Source organism: Fodinicurvata sp. EGI_FJ10296 (genome assembly GCF_040712075.1).
Classification (GTDB): Bacteria; Pseudomonadota; Alphaproteobacteria; order DSM-16000; family Inquilinaceae; genus JBFCVL01.
Genome location: NZ_JBFCVL010000008.1, coordinates 244891 through 263777, shown reverse-complemented (window position 1 = coordinate 263777; position 18887 = coordinate 244891). Strand labels below are relative to the sequence as shown.

Genomic DNA, 18887 nt, shown 5'->3' with positions numbered 1-18887 from the left:
GATCAGTCGGCGCGGCTGGCGACCAGATCCACCGTCACGGTGACATCCAGGCCGACGGTGTCGCCGCTCTCCCACTGCCCCTCGCCGACATTGAAGGCCGTTCTGACGAGGTCGAGTTCGCCTTGCATATGGGCGCGATCGTCGTCGATCTCCAGCGTGAACGGCAGGGTCACATCCCGGCTGACGCCCTTGATCCTCAGCGTGGCGTCGGCTTCGTAGCCCTGGTCCGTTTCCCGGAAAGCTGTCGTTTCGAAGACCGCTTCGGGGTGGTTCCCGGCGGCAAACCATTCCGAGTTCGTAACGTTCCCGTCGCGGTCGCGACTGTCGCTGGTAAAGCTGGCAACATCGATGACGACACGGACATGGGCATCGTCCAGGGCGTCGGGATCGAATTCGATGTCGGCCCGGAACGATTCGAAGGCGGCCGTGAACTCGCTTCCCATCTGCGTTGCGACAACGCCCAGACGGCTCTCATCGTGGTCGACGGTCCAGCTGTCGGCGGCAGCGGGCGCGGTGCTGAGGCCGATTGCCGCCAGGGCGGCGGTGAAAATTCTGATTCTCGTTACCGACATTTCAGTTTCTCCGTTTTGGTGATTGGCGTGCGAACGGCAGCATTCGCAACAGGGTATCGTCCTTCAAAACGAAATGGTGCTTCAGCGCTGCGCCGACATGCAGGAAAACCACCGCGATCAGGAGGCGCGAAAGCCAAATGTGCACGACCTCGGCCAGGTCCTGCAGATCACCGTCACTCGGGATCAGATTAGGCACGGTGACGAGGCCGTAGAGGGTCATCGGAAACCCGGAAGCCGAATTGATGATATATCCGGTTACGGGCATTGCCAGGATCAGTACGTAAAGACCGGTGTGGGTAACGCCGGCCAGGACACGCTCATGGGGCTTGAGCGTATCTGGCAGAACCGGTGCCGGATTGATCAGCCGCCAGATGATTCGAACAACGACCAGCGCCAGAATGATCAGCCCGGTCGCCTTGTGTAGGGCATACAACTGAAATTGCTCGGGACCGGGCGGCAGGCTGTTCATATACCAGCCGAGGCCGATCATCGCGATGATCAGGACGGCGATCGCCCAGTGGAGCAACTGGGCGATGGTGCCCCATCGATCGGTGGTGTTGCGCAACATCATCGAAGGCTTCCCTGTCCCGTCATGTTCAGCGTTGGAACTTGAAGTGGCCCTTTATGTGCGTCATGTCATCCTGTCACGACGCCTCCGTTTTCGAATGCTCAGTTTACCAGCAGGAAACAGCGCGCCGACATCGTCCCGCGTCAATGTTCTAGCCGACCCGCTCACGGGCGGTGGGCGGATTGTGGCAGGGTTCGGGCGGTTGGGTTGTTGCGCGGCCCTGATGGGTGTGTTAGATGACGCCCGTTCGCGATCCCATCCAGGGGTCGCGCATCATCCGTGTATCCGTCTAAATGGATCCGCATTCTCCTGCCCTCTTCGTTTCGGGCGCAAACCTGACTGTTCGAGGTTTCCGGTGGCATCTTCGAGTTCAGGGGCATCAAGCATCGCTCTGCGATATGCGACAGCCCTTTTCGACTTGGCCGACGAGTCCAAGGCCCTGGATCAGGTTGCCGACGATCTCAAGGTCGTCAAGGCGGCCATGGCCGAAAGTGACGATCTTCGCCGTGTCATCGCCGCGCCGGGCCTGTCGCGCGACGACCAGCGCAACGTGATGGACGCCGTGCTGGAAAAGGCCGGTGTTTCCGAGTTGACCCGGCGTTTCGTCGGGGTGGTGGCTGCCAACCGGCGATTGTTCGCGCTTCCCAGGATGATCGAGACCTATCTTGAGGAATTGGCGCGCCGCCGGGGCGAGATCGTGGCCGACGTGACCACGTCCAACGACCTGTCCGACACCCAGCGCGACGCATTGGTCGATCAGATAAAGAAGGCGGTCGGGCAGAATGTGTCTGTCAACGTTACCGTCGACAAGGACATTCTGGGCGGAATGATCGTCCAGATCGGCTCCCGGATGATCGATTTCTCGCTTCGCACCAAGCTCAGTACACTACAACTCGCCATGAAGGGGATTGGTTGATGCAAATCCGTGCCGCCGAAATTTCCGCGATCATCAAGGACCAGATCGCCAATTTCGGGACCGAGGCCGACGTCGCCGAGGTGGGTCAGGTCCTGTCGATCGGTGACGGCGTTGCCCGTGTCTACGGGATGGACAACGTCAAGGCCGGCGAGATGGTCGAATTTCCGAACGGGATCAAGGGCATGGCCCTCAATCTCGAAACGGACAATGTCGGCATCGTGATTTTCGGCTCCGACCGCGATATCAAAGAGGGCGACACCGTCAAGCGTACCGGCGAAATCGTCGAGGTGCCTGTCGGACCGGGGCTGCTCGGGCGCGTCGTTGATGGTCTCGGAACGCCGATCGACGGCAAGGGTCCGTTGACCGACGTGAAGATGACACGGGTCGAAGCCAAGGCGCCGGGCATTATTCCGCGCAAATCGGTTCACGAGCCGATGCAGACAGGCATCAAGGCTGTTGACGCTCTCGTGCCGATCGGTCGTGGACAACGCGAATTGATCATTGGTGACCGTCAAACCGGTAAAACGGCTGTCGCGATCGACACGATCATCAACCAGCGCGACGTTAACGCCAAGGCCGAAGACGAAAGCAAAAAACTCTATTGCATCTACGTCGCGATCGGCCAGAAACGGTCGACGGTCGCGCAGATCGTCAAGTCGCTCGAAGAGAGCGGCGCGATGGAATATTCCATCGTCGTCGCCGCCACGGCCTCCGAGCCGGCGCCGCTGCAGTTCCTGGCTCCATACGCCGGCTGTGCCATGGGCGAATATTTCCGCGACAATGGCATGCACGGCCTGATCGTGTATGACGATCTTTCCAAACAGGCCGTCGCTTACCGCCAGATGTCATTGCTGCTGCGTCGTCCGCCGGGCCGCGAAGCCTATCCGGGTGACGTCTTCTACCTTCACAGCCGCCTTCTTGAGCGTGCCGCGAAGCTGAATGACGAGCATGGTGCGGGATCGCTGACGGCGCTGCCGATCATCGAAACCCAGGCCGGCGACGTCTCCGCCTATATTCCGACCAATGTCATCTCGATCACCGACGGTCAGATCTTCCTAGAGACCGGGCTGTTCTATAAGGGCATCCGGCCGGCCATTAACGTCGGGCTGTCCGTCTCGCGGGTCGGCTCTTCGGCCCAGATCAAGGCGATGAAACAGGTGGCCGGTTCCATCAAGCTCGAACTGGCACAGTACCGCGAGATGGAAGCGTTCGCACAGTTTGCTTCGGATCTCGACGCGTCGACGCAGAAGCTGCTCGCCCGTGGCGCCCGTCTGACCCAGCTGCTCAAGCAGGGTGAGCGGAGCCCGCTGCCTGTCGAGGAGCAGGTGCTGTCGCTGTTTGCCGGTGTCCGCGGTTATCTGGATAATATCGACGCTGACCGGGTGAACGAGTTCGAGCACAGACTTCTTGAGGAAGCCCGGGTGAAGGGCAGCGATTTGCTGAACGAGATCCGGGAAAAGAAGGCGCTGAACGATGACATCGAAAAGCGGCTTCATGACCTGGTCGGTGGTTTCGCGAAGACCTTCGTCTGACGCCGATTGAAACAGGGGCCGGGGGGCGTTCGACGCCGTCCGGCCGACCGTTGAAGACAAATTACGCGGGCGGGAATGGCTAGTCTCAAGGAACTCCGAAACAGGATCGCCAGCGTCAAGTCGACGCAAAAGATCACTTCGGCCATGAAGATGGTTGCGGCCAGCAAGCTGCGCCGTGCCCAGGACCAGGCAGAAGCCGGACGTCCCTATGCAGAGCGTATGGAACGCATGCTGGAGAGCGTCGCGGCCAGCGTCGGCACGACCGGGCAGGGGCCCAAGCTTCTGACCGGCACCGGCAAGGACGATGTCCATCTGGTCGTCGTCGTGACGTCGGACAAGGGACTGTGTGGCGGGTTCAATGCCTCGATTCTGAGGCGGGCCCGCGGGCATATCCGGTCTTTGCTCGATGATGGCAAGACTGTGAAAATCCTCACAGTGGGCCGGAAGGGCCGCGACAATCTCCGCCGCGATTTTGCCGACAAGCTGGCGGATCATGTCACCGAGGTGGACAAGCCCCGGCTGACATTCGGCGCCGCTGACAACATCGCGCGTAAGATCCTTGTCGGCTACGACAACGGTGATTTCGACCGCTGCACCATGGTTTACAGCCGGTTCAGATCAGCCATCACCCAGATTCCGACGGTCGAACAACTCGTTCCCGTGGCACTTCCCGAGCCTGGTCAGGCTGCTGAGGCCGCGCCGGCTACAGGAACCACGGGCGATCGAGCGGGCGGCAGGACGGCGGGCGTCGGCGGTTCGACGAAGAGCACCGCGCCTTATGAATTCGAACCCGACGAAGAAACGATTCTGACCCAGCTGCTGCCTCGCAATCTGGCCGTCCAGATATACAAGGCACTGATGGAAAGCGCGGCCGGCGAGCATGGCGCGCGGATGACCGCGATGGACAACGCGACGCGCAACGCCGGGGATATGATCAATGATCTGTCACTGGTCTACAACCGCACGCGGCAGGCCACGATCACCAAGGAACTGATCGAGATCATTTCCGGGGCCGAGGCGCTGTAGCGCCGTTCCGGCGCGGAACCGGCGTCGATGAGATCCGTCTCATAGGGCACCGTGACAGAGACACGATTAGAGTAAGCAATTCGAGCGCTTCAGGAGCGAATCATGGCTAAGAAACCGGCCAACACGGCATCGTCAACCAACTCTGTCGGCAAGGTCACCCAGGTCCTGGGTGCCGTGGTCGACGTTAAGTTCGACGGCGAGTTGCCGCCGATTCTCAACGCCCTGCACACACAGCTCGACGGTAAGACGCTCGTGCTCGAGGTGGCTCAGCACCTTGGCGAAAACACCGTTCGAACCATCGCCATGGATGCGACCGACGGCATGGTCCGCGGTCAGGAAGTCAGCGATACCGGGGCATCCATCACCGTGCCGGTTGGACCGGAAACACTGGGACGCATTCTGAACGTCGTCGGCGATCCGATCGACGAGCTGGGCCCGGTCGAAACGAAGAAGAAATCGCCAATCCACCGGGAAGCGCCGGCCTATATCGATCAGTCCACGGAAACCCAGATGCTGGTCACTGGCATCAAGGTCGTGGACATGCTGGCCCCATACGCGAAGGGGGGCAAGATCGGGCTGTTCGGTGGTGCCGGGGTTGGCAAGACCGTTACGATCATGGAACTGATCAACAATATTGCGAAGGCCCATGGCGGTTACTCGGTCTTCGCTGGCGTCGGCGAGCGAACGCGCGAGGGTAATGACCTCTATCACGAGATGATCGACTCCGGTGTTATCAACGTTGATGGGCCCGGATCGAAGGCGGCGCTTGTTTATGGACAGATGAACGAGCCGCCCGGTGCCCGTGCTCGGGTGGGCCTGACAGGTCTGACGCTGGCCGAATATTTCCGTGACGAGGAAAGCCAGGACGTGCTGTTCTTCGTCGACAACATTTTCCGTTTCACGCAGGCCGGCGCCGAAGTCTCCGCTCTTCTGGGCCGTATTCCATCGGCGGTTGGCTATCAGCCGACGCTGGCGACCGATATGGGTGGCCTGCAGGAGCGCATTACATCGACCAACAAAGGCTCGATCACGTCGGTTCAGGCAATTTATGTTCCGGCCGATGATTTGACTGACCCGGCGCCGGCGACATCATTCGCGCACCTTGACGCAACAACGGTTTTGAACCGCTCCATAGCCGAGCAGGCGATTTTCCCGGCCGTCGATCCGCTCGATAGCACAAGCCGAATTCTGGATCCGCGCATTCTCGGTGAGGAGCACTATAACACGGCCCGTGAAGTGCAGCGCATTCTTCAGACTTACAAGTCGCTTCAGGATATCATCGCCATTCTCGGCATGGACGAACTGTCAGAAGACGACAAGTTGGTCGTGGCCCGTGCCCGCAAGATCCAGCGCTTCCTCAGCCAGCCGTTCCACGTCGCCGAAGTGTTCACCGGGACGCCCGGTGTCTTCGTCACGGTCGAGGAGACGGTCCGTGGCTTCAAGGGCATCTGCGCGGGTGATTACGACCACCTTCCCGAAGCGGCTTTCTACATGGTTGGCACCATCGACGACGCGGTCGAAAAAGCCCGCAAAATGGCGCAGGAAGCGGCCTGATCCAGCAGCGGCGGCGTTAGGCCGCTCATTCGTACCGATGGGATATTGACCGGGCCTTCGGGCCCGGCTTTGCACTGCAAGGAAGTTCCCCATGGCTGAAAAGACCGCCTTCGACCTCGTTTCTCCGGAGCGGGTGTTGCTGTCAGAAGACGTGGAAATGGTGGTTGTGCCGGGCGGCGATGGTTATTTCGGCGTTCTCAAGGGGCACGCGCCGCTCCTCTCCACGGTTTTGCCCGGCGTTATCGATGTTTACGAAACCCGACCGACGATTTCTCAGCGCCTGTTCGTTGCAGGCGGCTTTGCCGAAGTGACGGCAGATCGATGCGTAATTCTGGCGGAAAGTGCCATTCCTCTGGAGGATATCGATCAGGCGCAAGTCGATCAGGAAATCCGCGACCTTGAAGAAGATCTGGCCGATGCCAAGTCGGATGAAGAAATGGTCCGGGTTTCAGGCCTGCTGACAATTGCGAAGGCCAAGAAGACCGCCGTCGAGCGGGCTGGGGCACGCGCTTAGGCTGGATATCCTTGTACGAACCGACGGCACCTCATATCTTATGGTGTCAGGCCGGTCGTTGAAGGCGATCCGGCTGTAGAGGTCAGCCGGGAAGTCAATACGATGTGGTTCGCACGTTACATGATGTCTGAAGCCGCACGCCGCCTGATTTCGGATCCGGCCTTTCGCGATGGAGCGGTCAACACCTATCGCCGCGTGGCGCCGAAGGTTGCCGCAATAGGTCGGACCGTTTCTCAGTCAGTGAAAGATTCGCCGCCGGCGAAGGATCCGGCGGGCTTCGGTCGAATGGCCGGTCGCAGAGTCGGTGCCGCCTTGCGTCGTTTTCGAACCGAGAGCCGGCCTGATTGATCCAGAAGTCTAATCAGTAGACCGGCATTCGCCGATCGCGACCTCAAAGCGCAGCACTGGATGACGCTTAGTCGAGGTCCGCTTCGTCGCCGGGCATGGGCGTGTCGCCCGGGCTCCCGATCATCGTTCCGACGCCACCGGCAGTAAACACTTCCAGCAGCAATGCATGCGGCACGCGTCCGTCCAGAATCACCGAAGCTTCGACCCCCGCGTCGACGGCACTGAGGCAGGTTTCAATCTTCGGGATCATTCCGCCTGAGATAGTGCCATTGGCGATCAGTGCCCGGGCTTCTCCGGCTGACAGCGACGGCATCAAAGAGCCGCTGGAATCCATGACGCCGGCGACATCGGTCAGCAGGAACAGACGGCTGGCCTGCAGGGCGCCCGCTATCGCACCGGCGGCCGTATCGGCATTGATATTGAGCGTCTCACCGTTGGCGCCAACGCCGATCGGAGCGATGACCGGGATGTAACTGGAGTCCTCGAACTCTTCCAGGATACCGGGATCGATCGCGACCGGCTCGCCCACGAATCCGAGGTCGAGGATCTTCTCGATATTACTTTCCGGGTCGCGTTTCGTGCGGCGGAGTTTTCGGGCCTGGATCAAAGCGCCATCTTTGCCGCTCAATCCGATGGCGCGCCCGCCGACCGATTGTATGGCCGTGACGATCGCCTTGTTGATCGATCCGGACAAGACCATCTCGACGACGTCGACGGTATCGCGATCCGTCTTCCTGAGACCGTCGATGAATTCGGACTGAATCTTCAATCGCTCAAGCATGCGGCCGATCTGCGGTCCGCCACCATGCACGACGACCGGATTGATGCCGACATGCTTCATCAAAACGATGTCGCGCGCAAATTTTTCAGCCAGCTTTTCGTCGCCCATGGCATGGCCGCCATATTTCACCACAAAGGTGGCGCCGTGATAGCGCCGCATATAGGGAAGGGCCTCGGAAAGTGTGGTGGCCTTCGCGAGCCATTCCTCGCGCGTCAATTCGAAGCTGCCGTCGGCGACGTCTTTGCTGGACATGAGCATCCGTCATCTATCGTGGGGCCGATATACTGTCCGCCTGCATTCCGGCAGTCGGACAATGAAATTCCAGGTGCGGAACAATAAGATGTTCCTGGAGAGAAACCATAACCAAATCATCGGACGCCCGCCAGAATGCTGTGAGTCCGTCTGCGGTTACCCGCTTCGAAAGCAGGCCCATCAGGTCAGGTTTCGTTTTCCCGGGCCAGCGCGGCGAGACTTGCCCGCAATTCTGCGATGCCGAGACCCGTTTCAGCGCTGGTGACGTGGATATCCGGAAAGGCGGCCGCGCGCTTCACCAATGCGGCCTTGCAGCCCTCGACAACGGTTTCGAGTGTTGCCGGCCGTACCTTGTCCGCCTTCGTTAAAACGAGCTGATAAGCCACGCCCGCCTTGTCGAGAAGCTTCATGATATCCAGGTCGCTCTCCTTCACGCCGTGACGGGAGTCGACGAGCACGCAGGCGCGCCGCAGCGGGACGCGACCCCGCAGAAACGTCCGAAGCATCTGGGTCCAGGCTTCGGTTACGGGTTTGGGAACCTTCGCGTAGCCATAGCCGGGCATATCGACGAGGCGCAGCCGCTCGCCCAGGCAAAAGAAGATGAGTTGTTGGGTGCGGCCCGGCGTGTTGGAGGTTTTGGCCAGGGTGTTGCGCCCGGTAAGGGCGTTGACCAGACTGGATTTTCCAACATTGGATCGGCCGGCAAAAGCGACTTCCGGCGCCCCTTCTCCCGGCAACTGGTCGAGAACAGCGACGGCACGTTCGAATACACACTCCTGCGCAAACAGCCAGTGTCCGAAGGCAAGAGCCTCGCCACTGGTATCGCCGGAGCCTGTGTCGTCGTTCATACGGTTTGATCCTTGTGGGCCGCCGGCGCCGAGGCGCCGACGGCGATTTCCATGGTCATTGTCAAGTCGCGCGTCTAGCGGGGCGTTTGCGGCCGCTGCGGCTGCTGCGCTTCTTGCCGCCGGACCGTTTGACCGGCGCGCCGGTTGCCGGAGCGCTCGCCGGCTGGCCTGCCGCGCCGTCACCTCCTGTGGCGGCTCTGGATGAGTCGGAATCGGCATCGGCCGCGCTTTCCGGTTCGTCGGCTTCTTCGCCGCTGTGCTCCGGCTTGCCCTCGGTGCTCTCGCCCTTCAGTTTCTTTCTTTCAGCCGACGGCGGTGCATGTGCCGGCGTCGCCGCACCCCCACCGATCGGGACGCCCATGCGGCGCATGATGACGTACTGCTGAAGTACGGACAGCGAGTTGTTCCATGCCCAATAGATCACCAGACCCGCCGGGAAGCCGGCCAGCAGGATCGTGAATACGACCGGAAGGAACATGAATATCTTCTGCTGCATCGGGTCGGCCGGCGCCGGATTCAGCTTCTGCTGAGCGAACATCGTCAGACCCATGATGAGTGGCCAAACTCCAATCGTCAGGATGCCGGGAACGTCATAGGGCAGCAGGCCAAAGAGATTGAAGATCGATGTCGGATCAGGTGCGGAAAGGTCGCGGATCCAGCCGAAAAACGGCGCATGGCGCATCTCGATGGTGACGAACAGCACCTTGTAGAGCGCGAAGAAAACCGGAATCTGCACCAGAATCGGCAGGCAGCCTGCGGCCGGGTTTACCTTCTCCCGTTTATAGAGCTCCATCAGCTCCATGTTCATCTTCTGGCGGTCGTCCTGAAAGCGCTCCCGTATGCTCATCATATCGGGCTGAAGTGCCTTCATTCGCGACATGGCCTTATAGCTTTTGTTGGCCAGCGGGAAGAAGAGCAGCTTGATGAAGACGGTAAGTACCAGGATAGCTACGCCGAAATTGCCGACGACTTCGTTAATCCAGGCAAGCGCATAGAAAATGGGCTTCGTAAGGAAGTAGAACCAGCCGAAATCAATCGTCCGATCGAACATCGTGATCCCGTATTGATCACGATACTGATCCATGAGCCGAACTTCCTTGGCGCCAGCAAACAGATTCGTTGTTTCTTCGAAAGACTCACCGGCTGCAATGACGCGACTTTCATGCTGGAAAGTGGCGAAATACTGGTCCCGATTTTCGGCCGCCTGATGGATGAAGGCGCCGTCAAAAGACATCGATTGGTCCGGAGCAAGTGCGACCAGCCAGTATTTATCCGTGAATCCCAGCCAGCCACCGGTCGTCTCGTGCTCGGTGCGCCCTTCTTCACGGAGATCATCGTAATTGTATTCCTGCAGCGTCTCATTGAAGACGCCATATGGGCCTTCATGGAGAATGAAGAATCCCAGCGTTTCCGGTGTTCCCATCCGGACGACCCGGCCATAGGGCGATATCGTCACTGGGTCACCGGACTCATTCGTGACTCGCTGGGTGACGGAGACCATGAAATCTTCGTCGATGGAAATCGTCTTTTCGAAGGTAAGGCCCGAATCATTCGCCCAGGTCAGCGTGATGGGATTGTCGGCTGTCAGTTCCTCGCCATCGGCCGACCACACCGTCTGCGTGTCCGGCACATCCATTCCCGCCTGCGCAAGCCAACCGAAGTCGGCGTAGTAGGGCGCCGGGGCGTTGCGCGGCGACAGTAATACGATCTCTCGGCTTTCCGGGTCCGGAGACTCGCGGTAATCGAGCAGCGTCAGGTCATCCAGGCGTGCGCCCGTCAGATTGATCGACCCGCTCACGCGGCCGGTGTTGATCTCAACCCGGTCGCTCTGGGCCAGTGCTTCAGACCGTGTTGCCGGTTCGAGCAGTGATTGGCGCAGTTCCTCGGCGGACTGATTGCCCGCGAGAGGCGCCACGCCTTCGGGCGTCGCGCCGCCGTCGGCCGCAGGATCGGAATCGCCGGTGCCGGACGACTCGGTCTGGGCAAGCTCCCTCGGCTGGTCTTCAAGGTCCGGTTGGGCAATGAAGAACTGGAACCCCAACAAAATCGCTATCGAAATGACGATCGCCAGAAGAAGATTTCTCTGGTCCTGCATGCCTTGCTCCGGCTGAGGATTTGAAACAGTGAGCAGGTTGATGTCCCAATCCGAAATGGACAACAACCCTATGTATCGCCCGCCCTATACGAGCGCGGCGCAGTATTGGGGCGTGACGTCGATCAGTATTCAGTCACGGCACCGACATCCTTCGTTCGGTCGACGGCCCGATGCCGAGCCATGCGATGGGTCTATCCCTTCCGGTGATTCGCCCGTGCCGGGAACAGGATCGAAGCCTGAAGAACCCCAGGGGTGGCATTGGCACAACCGGCGCACAGCGAGACTGCCGCCCCGCAATGCGCCATGCCTGCCGACCGCTTCCAGCGCATATTCAGAACACGTCGGACGGAACCGGCACGCGTTACCAAGGAATGCTGAGAAAGTATAGCGATACACCAGAATGGCGGCTCGCATTGCGTGAGCGAGCGGGCTCATGGTCCCCAATTCTTCCGCATGGTCCGGTCGCGGTCGCTGGAGTCGGCATGCGTGGTGACCGATTGCCGGGAGGATCGCTGCAACCCGAGTTTCTTGAGGCAGCCGCGCAAATCCGCAGCCAAGCGGGAGAACGGCCGATCGACAGTCGCACCCCGGGCGATCAGCACATAGTCATGCGCCGGCGCGGCCTCGTTGCTCAAAATATCGCGGGCCAAAGCCCGAAGCCGCCGCTTTGCGCGGTTGCGTGCGACAGCATTGCCGACCTTTCGGCTTGCGGTTAGTCCGACACGAATAGACGGCTGGCAAGGAGGCCTCTGCTCGGCCAACAACTTGTCGTCGTTGGTTTCGCCGGCCGCATTATCACAAGCCGTCATATCACAACGGATCGCATTTTCGCGGCGACCATTCGGGCGCGCCTGCAAGACGATGCCCGGGCGGGCCTGCTTGACACCAAATCGCGTGGCAGCGACGAAGTCCCGCCGATCGAGCAGGGCAGCGGTATCAAGGGTTCGATGCCACCGCTTCCGCTCCCTGCGGGCGCGCCTGGCGGCCCCATCGTCACGCTCGAGCGGTTGGTTATTCGTGGTCATCGATCCGCCGAAAGCTGGTACGTGCAATGTCGGCCTCGGGTAAACCCGAGACCGCAGCGCGTTCCTTTGGCCGGGGTGCCGAGAGCCGCCGGATCAGGCGCTCAGGCGCTTGCGGCCCTTGGCACGCCGGTTCTGAATGACGCGACGTCCGCCGACGGTCGCCATTCGGCTGCGAAAGCCATGGCGGCGTTTTCTGACAAGCTTGCTCGGTTGGTAGGTGCGTTTCACGGCTTTGCTCCGTTCCCAGTCATGGCCGTTCGGCGGCCGAAATCTTCACAGTGCCGGGCTTTTATCCCCGATTGCCGGACAAGTCAATCTGAGCCGCAGACGATTATTGCCGCTAACGCCGACGCGGTCAGCCCGAAGCCGTGCCGCCGACGGTCAGGCCATCGATTCGAAGCGTCGGCTGACCGACCCCCACGGGCACACCCTGCCCCTCTTTGCCACAGGTGCCGATGCCGCGATCCAGGGCCAGATCGTTGCCGACCATACCGACTCGGGTCAGCGCATCCGGGCCATTGCCGATAAGCGTGGCGCCCTTCACGGGGCGAGTCACCTTGCCATTCTCGATCAGATAGGCTTCCGAGGCCGAAAAGACGAATTTGCCGTTGGTGATGTCGACCTGGCCGCCACCGAAATTTACGGCATAGAGGCCGTTCGACACCGATGCGAGGATTTCTTCCGGGGCGTAAGGTCCAGGTTCCATTACGGTGTTGGTCATGCGCGGCATGGGGTGGTGGGCATAGCTTTCCCGTCGGCCGTTGCCCGTCGGTTCCATGCCCATAAGCCGCGCATTCATGCGGTCCTGCATATATCCGACCAGAATGCCGTCTTCTATCAGTGTGGTCCGGCCGCTGGGCGTTCCCTCGTCGTCGATGGTCAGCGACCCGCGGCGGTCCGGCAGGGTGCCGTCATCCACGACCGTTACTCCCGGCGCTGCGACGCGTTGGCCCATCAGGCCGGAGAATGCGGATGTCTTCTTTCGATTGAAGTCGCCTTCCAGGCCGTGGCCGATGGCCTCGTGAAGAAGGATGCCCGGCCACCCGGAGCCGAGCACGACCGTCATCTCTCCCGCCGGGGCGTCGACCGCGGCGAGTTTGATTTCGGCCTCGCGCAGGGCTTTGTCGACGGCATCCTTCCAGGCCGATTCGGCAATGAAGGAATCATATAGGTCACGGCCGCCGGTGCCGAAAAAGCCGGTCTCCATTCGATCGCCGTCCGCGCAAACGACCGTGACCACCAACTGAACCAGAGGCCTGATGTCCTCTGCGGTCGACCCATCGGCCCGCATGATGCGCACGGCTTGCCATTCTCCGGAAATCGCAGCGGACACCTGCCTGACCTTGGGGGAGGCCGCGCGGGCGTAGGTGTCGATGTCCTGAAGCAGGCGAACCTTCTGTTCGAAAGCGACACCTTCCAGGGGATTGGCGCTCGTATACAGGTGGCGGTTGGTGCCGCGCGGCGCCAGTGCCAGTGTCCCGCTATGACCATGGCGAGCGGCCTGCACAGTGTCCGCCGCCCGTTTCAGGGCTTCGTCACTCAGTTCCGAAGCATGGCAGTAGCCGCTGGATTCGCCGGCGACGGCACGCAGGCCGAAGCCCTGAGAAATATCGAAGCTTGCGGATTTCAGCTGTCCGTCGTCCCAACCGAGACGCTCGGACTGCTTGTACTCCAGAAAGAGTTCACCGTCGTCGCAACCCGCAAGGGCGCCGCCGACATGCCTGGCGGCACGATCCGGATCCAGTCCGGCGGCGCCGAAAAACAGACTGTCGGTTTGGGTGGGCGCGGTCATCGTCATCCTCCATTTCCAGAGCGGGCGCTATATACTCACGAACCTTTCCGGCACTCCGCCGGCCGGCATCGGGGCGCGGCCGAGCGGTGCACCGGAACCCTCCGCCGGCCGGGCACCAGTTTGCCCGTATTGTAACCTATGCGAGATGGCGGCCTCAGGGAAGGGCGGTTCTGCGACGATTTGCGCCCGGCCTGCGGCAAGGCGGCGGTGTCTTCCCCACAAGCCGATCGTGTAGAACTGACACGGAAAAATGGCCATCCTTTGGGCCGCTATCGGCAATCTGGGCAGAAATGTGCTTCTCCCATGGGGGCTATGGCGTTTATAACCGCCGCCATGCGCCGTTGGCCGGATATCGGCCGGTCGCTGCCGCGAAAGGGACCGCCCCTTTGCTCCGGATATCCTTTCCCGGGTGGAGGGGTTGTCCTTGGTGCGCTGCTTCTTTCGCAGGACAGGGCGGCAGCGGCCTGATAGGAAGGCGTGAATCGATTGGGGTGCCGGAACGCCGGCAACGGAAAACGAACGAGAGTGGTCAGGGGTATGCGACTGAACAATCGAGCCGTAAAAGCCGCCGCTGCCTTAGCCGGCCTGGGCCTGGCGGGTATTGCTGCGCCGGCGGTGGCCCAGATGCCGGAAGGCTGGCAAATGGGGTTTCAGGAAGCGGCGTCACCGGTCATGGCCGAGCTGAACGATTTCCACAATCTTCTGCTCGTCATCATCACCGCGATCACGCTGTTCGTTCTGGCACTGCTGATCTATGTGGGCTGGCGGTTCCGGGCGTCGGCCAATCCGACACCGTCCAGGACATCACACAACACGGTGATCGAGGTCGTCTGGACGATCGTGCCGGTCCTGATCCTGCTCGTGATTGCCGTTCCCTCGTTCCGGGTCCTCTACTTCATGGATCGCACGACGGACCCGGAAATGACGCTGATCGCCAATGGCTATCAATGGTACTGGGGCTACGAATATCCCGATCAGCAAATCGGCGAATATTCCAGCTATATGGTCCCGGACGAGGAAATCGGTCCCGATCAGACCCGGATGCTGTCGGTTGACAATGCCGTTGTCCTTCCGGTCGACACGAACATCCAGATTCTTGTTTCGGCGGGTGATGTTCTCCATAGCTGGGCCGTGCCGGCCTTCGGCGTGAAACAGGATGCCATTCCCGGCCGCATGAACGAGACCTGGGTTCGAATCGAGGAAGAGGGCACCTACTATGGAATGTGCTCGGAGATCTGCGGGACGGGCCACGGCTTCATGCCGGTGGAGGTCCGCGCCGTCAGCCGCGAGGAATTCGATGACTGGGTGATCGAGCAGACCGCTGATGCGGACATCGATCCGGAAAATCCACCGGTGCTTTTGACCGGTACGTATGAAGAAGCGGTTGCTCGGCGTCAGGTCGCCGAGTTGGCGAACTGACCCCCCGTTCGGGCAGAGCAACCCAAAGAAAGTGAGAGGGACCAGCCATGGCTAATGCCGGTGCGCACGCCCACGACGACCATCACGATCACAAGCCCGGTTTCGTGGCGCGGTGGCTGTTTTCGACGAACCACAAAGATATCGGCACGCTTTATCTTATTTTCGCGATCATTGCGGGTCTGATCGGCGGCATCTTTTCGCTGATCATGAGGATGGAATTGGCCAATCCCGGCATGACCATCTTCTCTGACGGTCAGCAGTGGAACGTCTATATCACGGCCCATGGCCTGATCATGGTGTTCTTCGTCGTCATGCCGGCCCTGATCGGCGGTTTCGGCAACTGGTTCGTGCCGATCATGATCGGGGCGCCGGATATGGCCTTCCCGCGTCTGAACAACATTTCGTTCTGGCTGCTCACGCCGGCGTTCCTGCTGCTGATCAGCTCGGCCTTCGTCGGACCCGGTGCCGGAACGAGCTGGGTCATCTACCCGCCTCTGTCGTCGTCACTGGGTCATCCGGGGCCTTCGGTGGATATGGCGATCTTCGCACTTCACCTTGCCGGGGCATCGTCCATCCTGGGTGCCGTGAATTTCATCACGACGATCTTCAACATGCGTGCGCCGGGAATGACGCTCCACAAGATGCCTCTGTTCGTCTGGTCGATGCTGGTGACGGCCTTCCTGCTGCTGCTCGCAGTCCCGGTGCTGGGCGGCGCCATCACTATGCTGCTCACCGACCGCAACTTCGGCACGGCGTTCTTCGATCCGGCCGGCGGCGGTGATCCGGTCCTGTTCCAGCATCTGTTCTGGTTCTTCGGCCATCCCGAAGTCTACATCATGATCCTGCCGGCCTTCGGCATCATCAGCCACATCGTCGCGACCTTCTCGCGCAAGCCCGTGTTCGGTTATCTGGGTATGGTCTATGCGATGATTTCGATCGGTGTCGTCGGATTCATCGTCTGGGCTCACCACATGTTCACGGTGGGACTGTCGGTGGACACCAAAGCCTACTTTACCGCCGCGACCCTGATCATCGCAGTGCCGACCGGCATCAAGATCTTCAGCTGGATCGCGACGATGTGGGGTGGTTCGATCGAATTCAAGACGCCGATGCTGTGGGCGGTCGGATTCATCTTCCTGTTCACCGTCGGCGGTGTCACGGGCGTCGTGCTGGCGAATGCGGGCGTGACCACTGTTCTCCATGACACCTACTACGTGGTGGCGCATTTCCACTACGTGCTTTCGATGGGCGCCATGTTTGCCATGTTCGCCGGCTTTTACTACTGGGTCGGGAAGATGTCGGGCCGGCAATACCCTGAGTTCTGGGGGCAGGTGCATTTCTATATGACGTTCATCGGTGTCAACCTGCTGTTCTTCCCGATGCACTTCCTCGGATTGGCCGGGATGCCGCGGCGGATTCCGGATTATCCCGATGCCTATGCCGGCTGGAACTATGTCTCTTCCATCGGCGCCTATATCTCCGTGGCTGCGGCGTTCCTGTTCGTGGGCATCGCGATTTATACCCTTGTCTGGGGCAAGCGCGTGGCCAGCAATTATTGGGGTGAGGGTGCGACATCTCTGGAATGGTCGCTGACGTCGCCGCCACCGTACCACCAGTTCGAGACGCTGCCCCGTATCCGCTGATCCGGATCTGTGCACGGGAGCGGGGGCGGTCGGTATCGATCTCGCCTGCTCCCATTCGGCTTTGGCCGATAAAGACCCCGGGATTGGGGCAGCAAACCGGCGAAGCCGCCGCTGCACCGCATTCTTGCGGTGCAGGCGGCTTCACCTTTTGACGGATGAGATGACTTCGATGTCCGATATCGTGATCGACAGCGGCGCGACGGCGCCGACCGGCTTTTCGCCCGTGGGATCATCCGCCGGATCGTCCCCCGCGTCGACTCTCGGGAATTCTCCTGACAGCGGTCCAATCCCCGGCGACGGCACCTGGCGCGACTACGTCGCACTGCTCAAGCCCCGTGTCATGTCGCTTGTGGTATTTTCCGGCATTGCGGGGTTGATCGCCGCGCCCGGCTCGATCCATCCGGTTCTGGCGGTGACGGCAATCCTTTGCATCGCCGTCGGCGCCGGTGCGGCCGGCTGCATCAATATGTGGTTCGACCGCGACATCGATGCCGTCATGTCGCGAACGCAACGTCGACCGATCGTGACCGGAAAAATTTCGCCCGATGATGCGCTGGCGTTCGGGGTTATATTGACAGTGGCGTCGATCCTGTTGCTGGGGTTGTCTGTCAACTGGTTTGCCGCGGCCATACTGGCGTTTGCCTCGGGCTTTTATGTTTTCGTCTACACGATGTGGCTGAAGCGCAGGACGCCGCAGAATATCGTTATTGGTGGTGCAGCCGGCGCCTTTCCGCCAATGATCGGCTGGGCGGCGGTTACCGGTGATGCAACGGTCGTTCCGCTCTTGCTCTTCGCGATCATCTTTCTTTGGACGCCACCGCATTTCTGGGCCCTGAGCCTCTATCGCAGCAGCGACTACCGCCGAGCCGGCATCCCGATGCTGCCCGTGGTCGCCGGAGAAAGCGCGACACGCCGGCAAATTCTGGGCTATACGGTCGCACTGGCGCCGGTCGCCGTCGCCCCGTGGCTGCTTGGCGCAACCGGCCCCATTTACGGAGTCGGCGCTGCCGCGCTGAGCCTGGTTTTCATCCGGTATGCGCTGGCGGTTTTTCTTGAGAACGGCGCGACAACGAACCACAAAGCCGCCCGCCGCATGTTCGGGTATTCCATCATTTATCTGTTCGGCGTTTTCGGTCTCTTGATCGCCGACAATATCATCTGGATGCGGGGACTGGTTTGAATGTCTGATGGTCGGAGTATCGAAATGAATGCCGAATCGGAGCGCGATGCCATGGAGCGGCGCCGACGCGGCAAGAACACTGCCCTTGCGCTCGCCCTGGCGGCTTGGGTGGCGTTGGTCTGGATCATCACCATGGTCAATTTCGAAAGCGGTCTGTAGTCGCCATGTCCGATCGCCTGCGCCGCCGCAACAAAACCGTCATGGTGTCGCTGTTCGGACTCGTATTTGGCATGGTCGGGGTCAGTTTTGCCGCCGTGCCGCTGTACGATCTGTTCTGCAGGGTCACAGGATATGGCGGCACGACTCAGGTCGCCGAGGGATACTCAACCGAGATCCTGGACCGCGAAATACAAGTGCGTTTCGTGGCGCGGGCCGACGCCGCATTGCCGTGGGAGTTCACTTCCGAGACAGGGCGCATGACGGTCCGGGTCGGAGAACCCAATCTCGCATACTACCGCGTTGAGAATACTTCCGATCGGCCGGTTACGGGAATGGCCGTTTACAATGTCTCGCCGTTCCAGGTCGGTGCCTATTTCCAGAAGATGGAATGCTTCTGCTTCGGCGAGCAGACGCTCCAGCCGGGCGAAACGATGGAGCTCCCGGTCTACTTCTATATTGACGCGGCCATCGCCGACGAACGCACGCTTGACGACGTCACATCGGTGACCCTTTCCTACACATTCTATCCGACCGAGAGCGAGGAACTGGACGACGCGGTTGAAGGCTATTATCAATCGGTCGAACAATCGGCTTCGGCGACGGCGCCGGAGCCGCGAACCTAAACTGTATCGGGGTTGAACGGGATATGAGCGAGACCACCGC

At 60.6% G+C, this 18887-nt stretch carries 19 protein-coding genes; 10 read left to right on the top strand and 9 right to left on the bottom strand.

Annotated elements, in window-relative coordinates:
• Positions 1 to 2: 2 nt before the first annotated feature.
• Together ABZ728_RS18390 and ABZ728_RS18385 are read right to left on the bottom strand one after the other, a co-directional pair.
• Positions 3 to 572: a YceI family protein gene (locus ABZ728_RS18390; RefSeq protein WP_366657716.1), complete on the bottom strand. Its 570-nt coding sequence runs from the start codon at positions 570 to 572 to the stop codon at positions 3 to 5.
• Between the two features lies 1 nt (position 573).
• A complete protein-coding gene (locus ABZ728_RS18385; RefSeq protein ID WP_366657715.1) occupies positions 574 to 1143 on the bottom strand; it encodes a cytochrome b in 570 nt (189 codons plus the stop codon).
• Between the two features lie 352 nt (positions 1144 to 1495).
• Here ABZ728_RS18385 and ABZ728_RS18380 point away from each other — a divergent pair, with 352 nt between their 5' ends.
• The 5 genes from ABZ728_RS18380 (at position 1496) to ABZ728_RS18360 (ending at position 6682) form a co-directional block, all read left to right on the top strand.
• The gene (locus tag ABZ728_RS18380; RefSeq protein ID WP_366657714.1) at positions 1496 to 2056 is read left to right on the top strand and encodes a F0F1 ATP synthase subunit delta; all 561 of its coding nucleotides are present in this window, start codon (positions 1496 to 1498) and stop codon (positions 2054 to 2056) included.
• Positions 2056 to 3588: a F0F1 ATP synthase subunit alpha gene (atpA, locus tag ABZ728_RS18375; RefSeq protein WP_366657713.1), complete on the top strand. Its 1533-nt coding sequence runs from the start codon at positions 2056 to 2058 to the stop codon at positions 3586 to 3588. The genes ABZ728_RS18380 and atpA overlap by 1 nt, the downstream gene beginning before the upstream one ends.
• 75 nt (positions 3589 to 3663) lie before the next feature.
• A complete protein-coding gene (locus tag ABZ728_RS18370; protein ID WP_366657712.1) occupies positions 3664 to 4614 on the top strand; it encodes a F0F1 ATP synthase subunit gamma in 951 nt (316 codons plus the stop codon).
• A 102-nt stretch (positions 4615 to 4716) separates the two neighbouring features.
• Positions 4717 to 6168, top strand: coding sequence for a F0F1 ATP synthase subunit beta (gene atpD, locus ABZ728_RS18365; RefSeq protein WP_366657711.1), 1452 nt, complete (start codon positions 4717 to 4719; stop codon positions 6166 to 6168).
• A 91-nt stretch (positions 6169 to 6259) separates the two neighbouring features.
• Positions 6260 to 6682 (top strand): F0F1 ATP synthase subunit epsilon, encoded by a 423-nt coding sequence (locus ABZ728_RS18360; protein ID WP_366657710.1) that lies wholly within the window; start codon positions 6260 to 6262, stop codon positions 6680 to 6682.
• 415 nt (positions 6683 to 7097) lie between these two features.
• On the opposite strand, the gene argB is transcribed toward ABZ728_RS18360, so the two are convergent.
• The 7 genes from argB to tldD form a co-directional block, all read right to left on the bottom strand.
• On the bottom strand, positions 7098 to 8063 hold the full coding sequence (gene argB, locus ABZ728_RS18355) for an acetylglutamate kinase (protein WP_366657709.1): 966 nt from the start codon (positions 8061 to 8063) through the stop codon (positions 7098 to 7100).
• Between the two features lie 185 nt (positions 8064 to 8248).
• A complete protein-coding gene (gene yihA / locus ABZ728_RS18350; protein WP_366657708.1) occupies positions 8249 to 8911 on the bottom strand; it encodes a ribosome biogenesis GTP-binding protein YihA/YsxC in 663 nt (220 codons plus the stop codon).
• A gap of 61 nt (positions 8912 to 8972) precedes the next feature.
• Positions 8973 to 11006, bottom strand: coding sequence for a membrane protein insertase YidC (gene yidC, locus ABZ728_RS18345; RefSeq protein WP_366657707.1), 2034 nt, complete (start codon positions 11004 to 11006; stop codon positions 8973 to 8975).
• Positions 11007 to 11135: 129 nt separating this feature from the next.
• Positions 11136 to 11420 (bottom strand): membrane protein insertion efficiency factor YidD, encoded by a 285-nt coding sequence (yidD, locus tag ABZ728_RS18340; RefSeq protein WP_366657760.1) that lies wholly within the window; start codon positions 11418 to 11420, stop codon positions 11136 to 11138.
• 17 nt (positions 11421 to 11437) lie between these two features.
• Positions 11438 to 12031, bottom strand: a complete 594-nt coding sequence (gene rnpA / locus ABZ728_RS18335) for a ribonuclease P protein component (protein WP_366657705.1) — start codon at positions 12029 to 12031, stop codon at positions 11438 to 11440.
• 93 nt (positions 12032 to 12124) lie between these two features.
• Positions 12125 to 12259 carry a 50S ribosomal protein L34 gene (gene rpmH / locus ABZ728_RS18330; RefSeq protein ID WP_366657704.1) on the bottom strand — a complete coding sequence of 45 codons (135 nt, stop codon included), beginning with the start codon at positions 12257 to 12259 and terminating at the stop codon, positions 12125 to 12127.
• Positions 12260 to 12386: 127 nt separating this feature from the next.
• The gene (tldD, locus tag ABZ728_RS18325) at positions 12387 to 13823 is read right to left on the bottom strand and encodes a metalloprotease TldD (protein WP_366657703.1); all 1437 of its coding nucleotides are present in this window, start codon (positions 13821 to 13823) and stop codon (positions 12387 to 12389) included.
• A 537-nt stretch (positions 13824 to 14360) separates the two neighbouring features.
• Between tldD and coxB the strand changes: the two genes are divergently transcribed.
• From coxB to ABZ728_RS18300, 5 genes are all read left to right on the top strand, one after another.
• The gene (gene coxB, locus ABZ728_RS18320) at positions 14361 to 15242 is read left to right on the top strand and encodes a cytochrome c oxidase subunit II (protein ID WP_366657702.1); all 882 of its coding nucleotides are present in this window, start codon (positions 14361 to 14363) and stop codon (positions 15240 to 15242) included.
• A gap of 47 nt (positions 15243 to 15289) precedes the next feature.
• Complete coding sequence (gene ctaD / locus ABZ728_RS18315; protein WP_366657701.1) at positions 15290 to 16885, top strand: cytochrome c oxidase subunit I; 1596 nt, start codon at positions 15290 to 15292, stop codon at positions 16883 to 16885.
• Between the two features lie 169 nt (positions 16886 to 17054).
• Positions 17055 to 18065 carry a heme o synthase gene (locus ABZ728_RS18310; RefSeq protein ID WP_366657700.1) on the top strand — a complete coding sequence of 337 codons (1011 nt, stop codon included), beginning with the start codon at positions 17055 to 17057 and terminating at the stop codon, positions 18063 to 18065.
• 24 nt (positions 18066 to 18089) lie between these two features.
• Positions 18090 to 18224, top strand: a complete 135-nt coding sequence (locus ABZ728_RS18305; protein WP_366657699.1) for a hypothetical protein — start codon at positions 18090 to 18092, stop codon at positions 18222 to 18224.
• A gap of 5 nt (positions 18225 to 18229) precedes the next feature.
• On the top strand, positions 18230 to 18847 hold the full coding sequence (locus ABZ728_RS18300; RefSeq protein WP_366657698.1) for a cytochrome c oxidase assembly protein: 618 nt from the start codon (positions 18230 to 18232) through the stop codon (positions 18845 to 18847).
• Positions 18848 to 18887 lie beyond the last annotated feature (40 nt).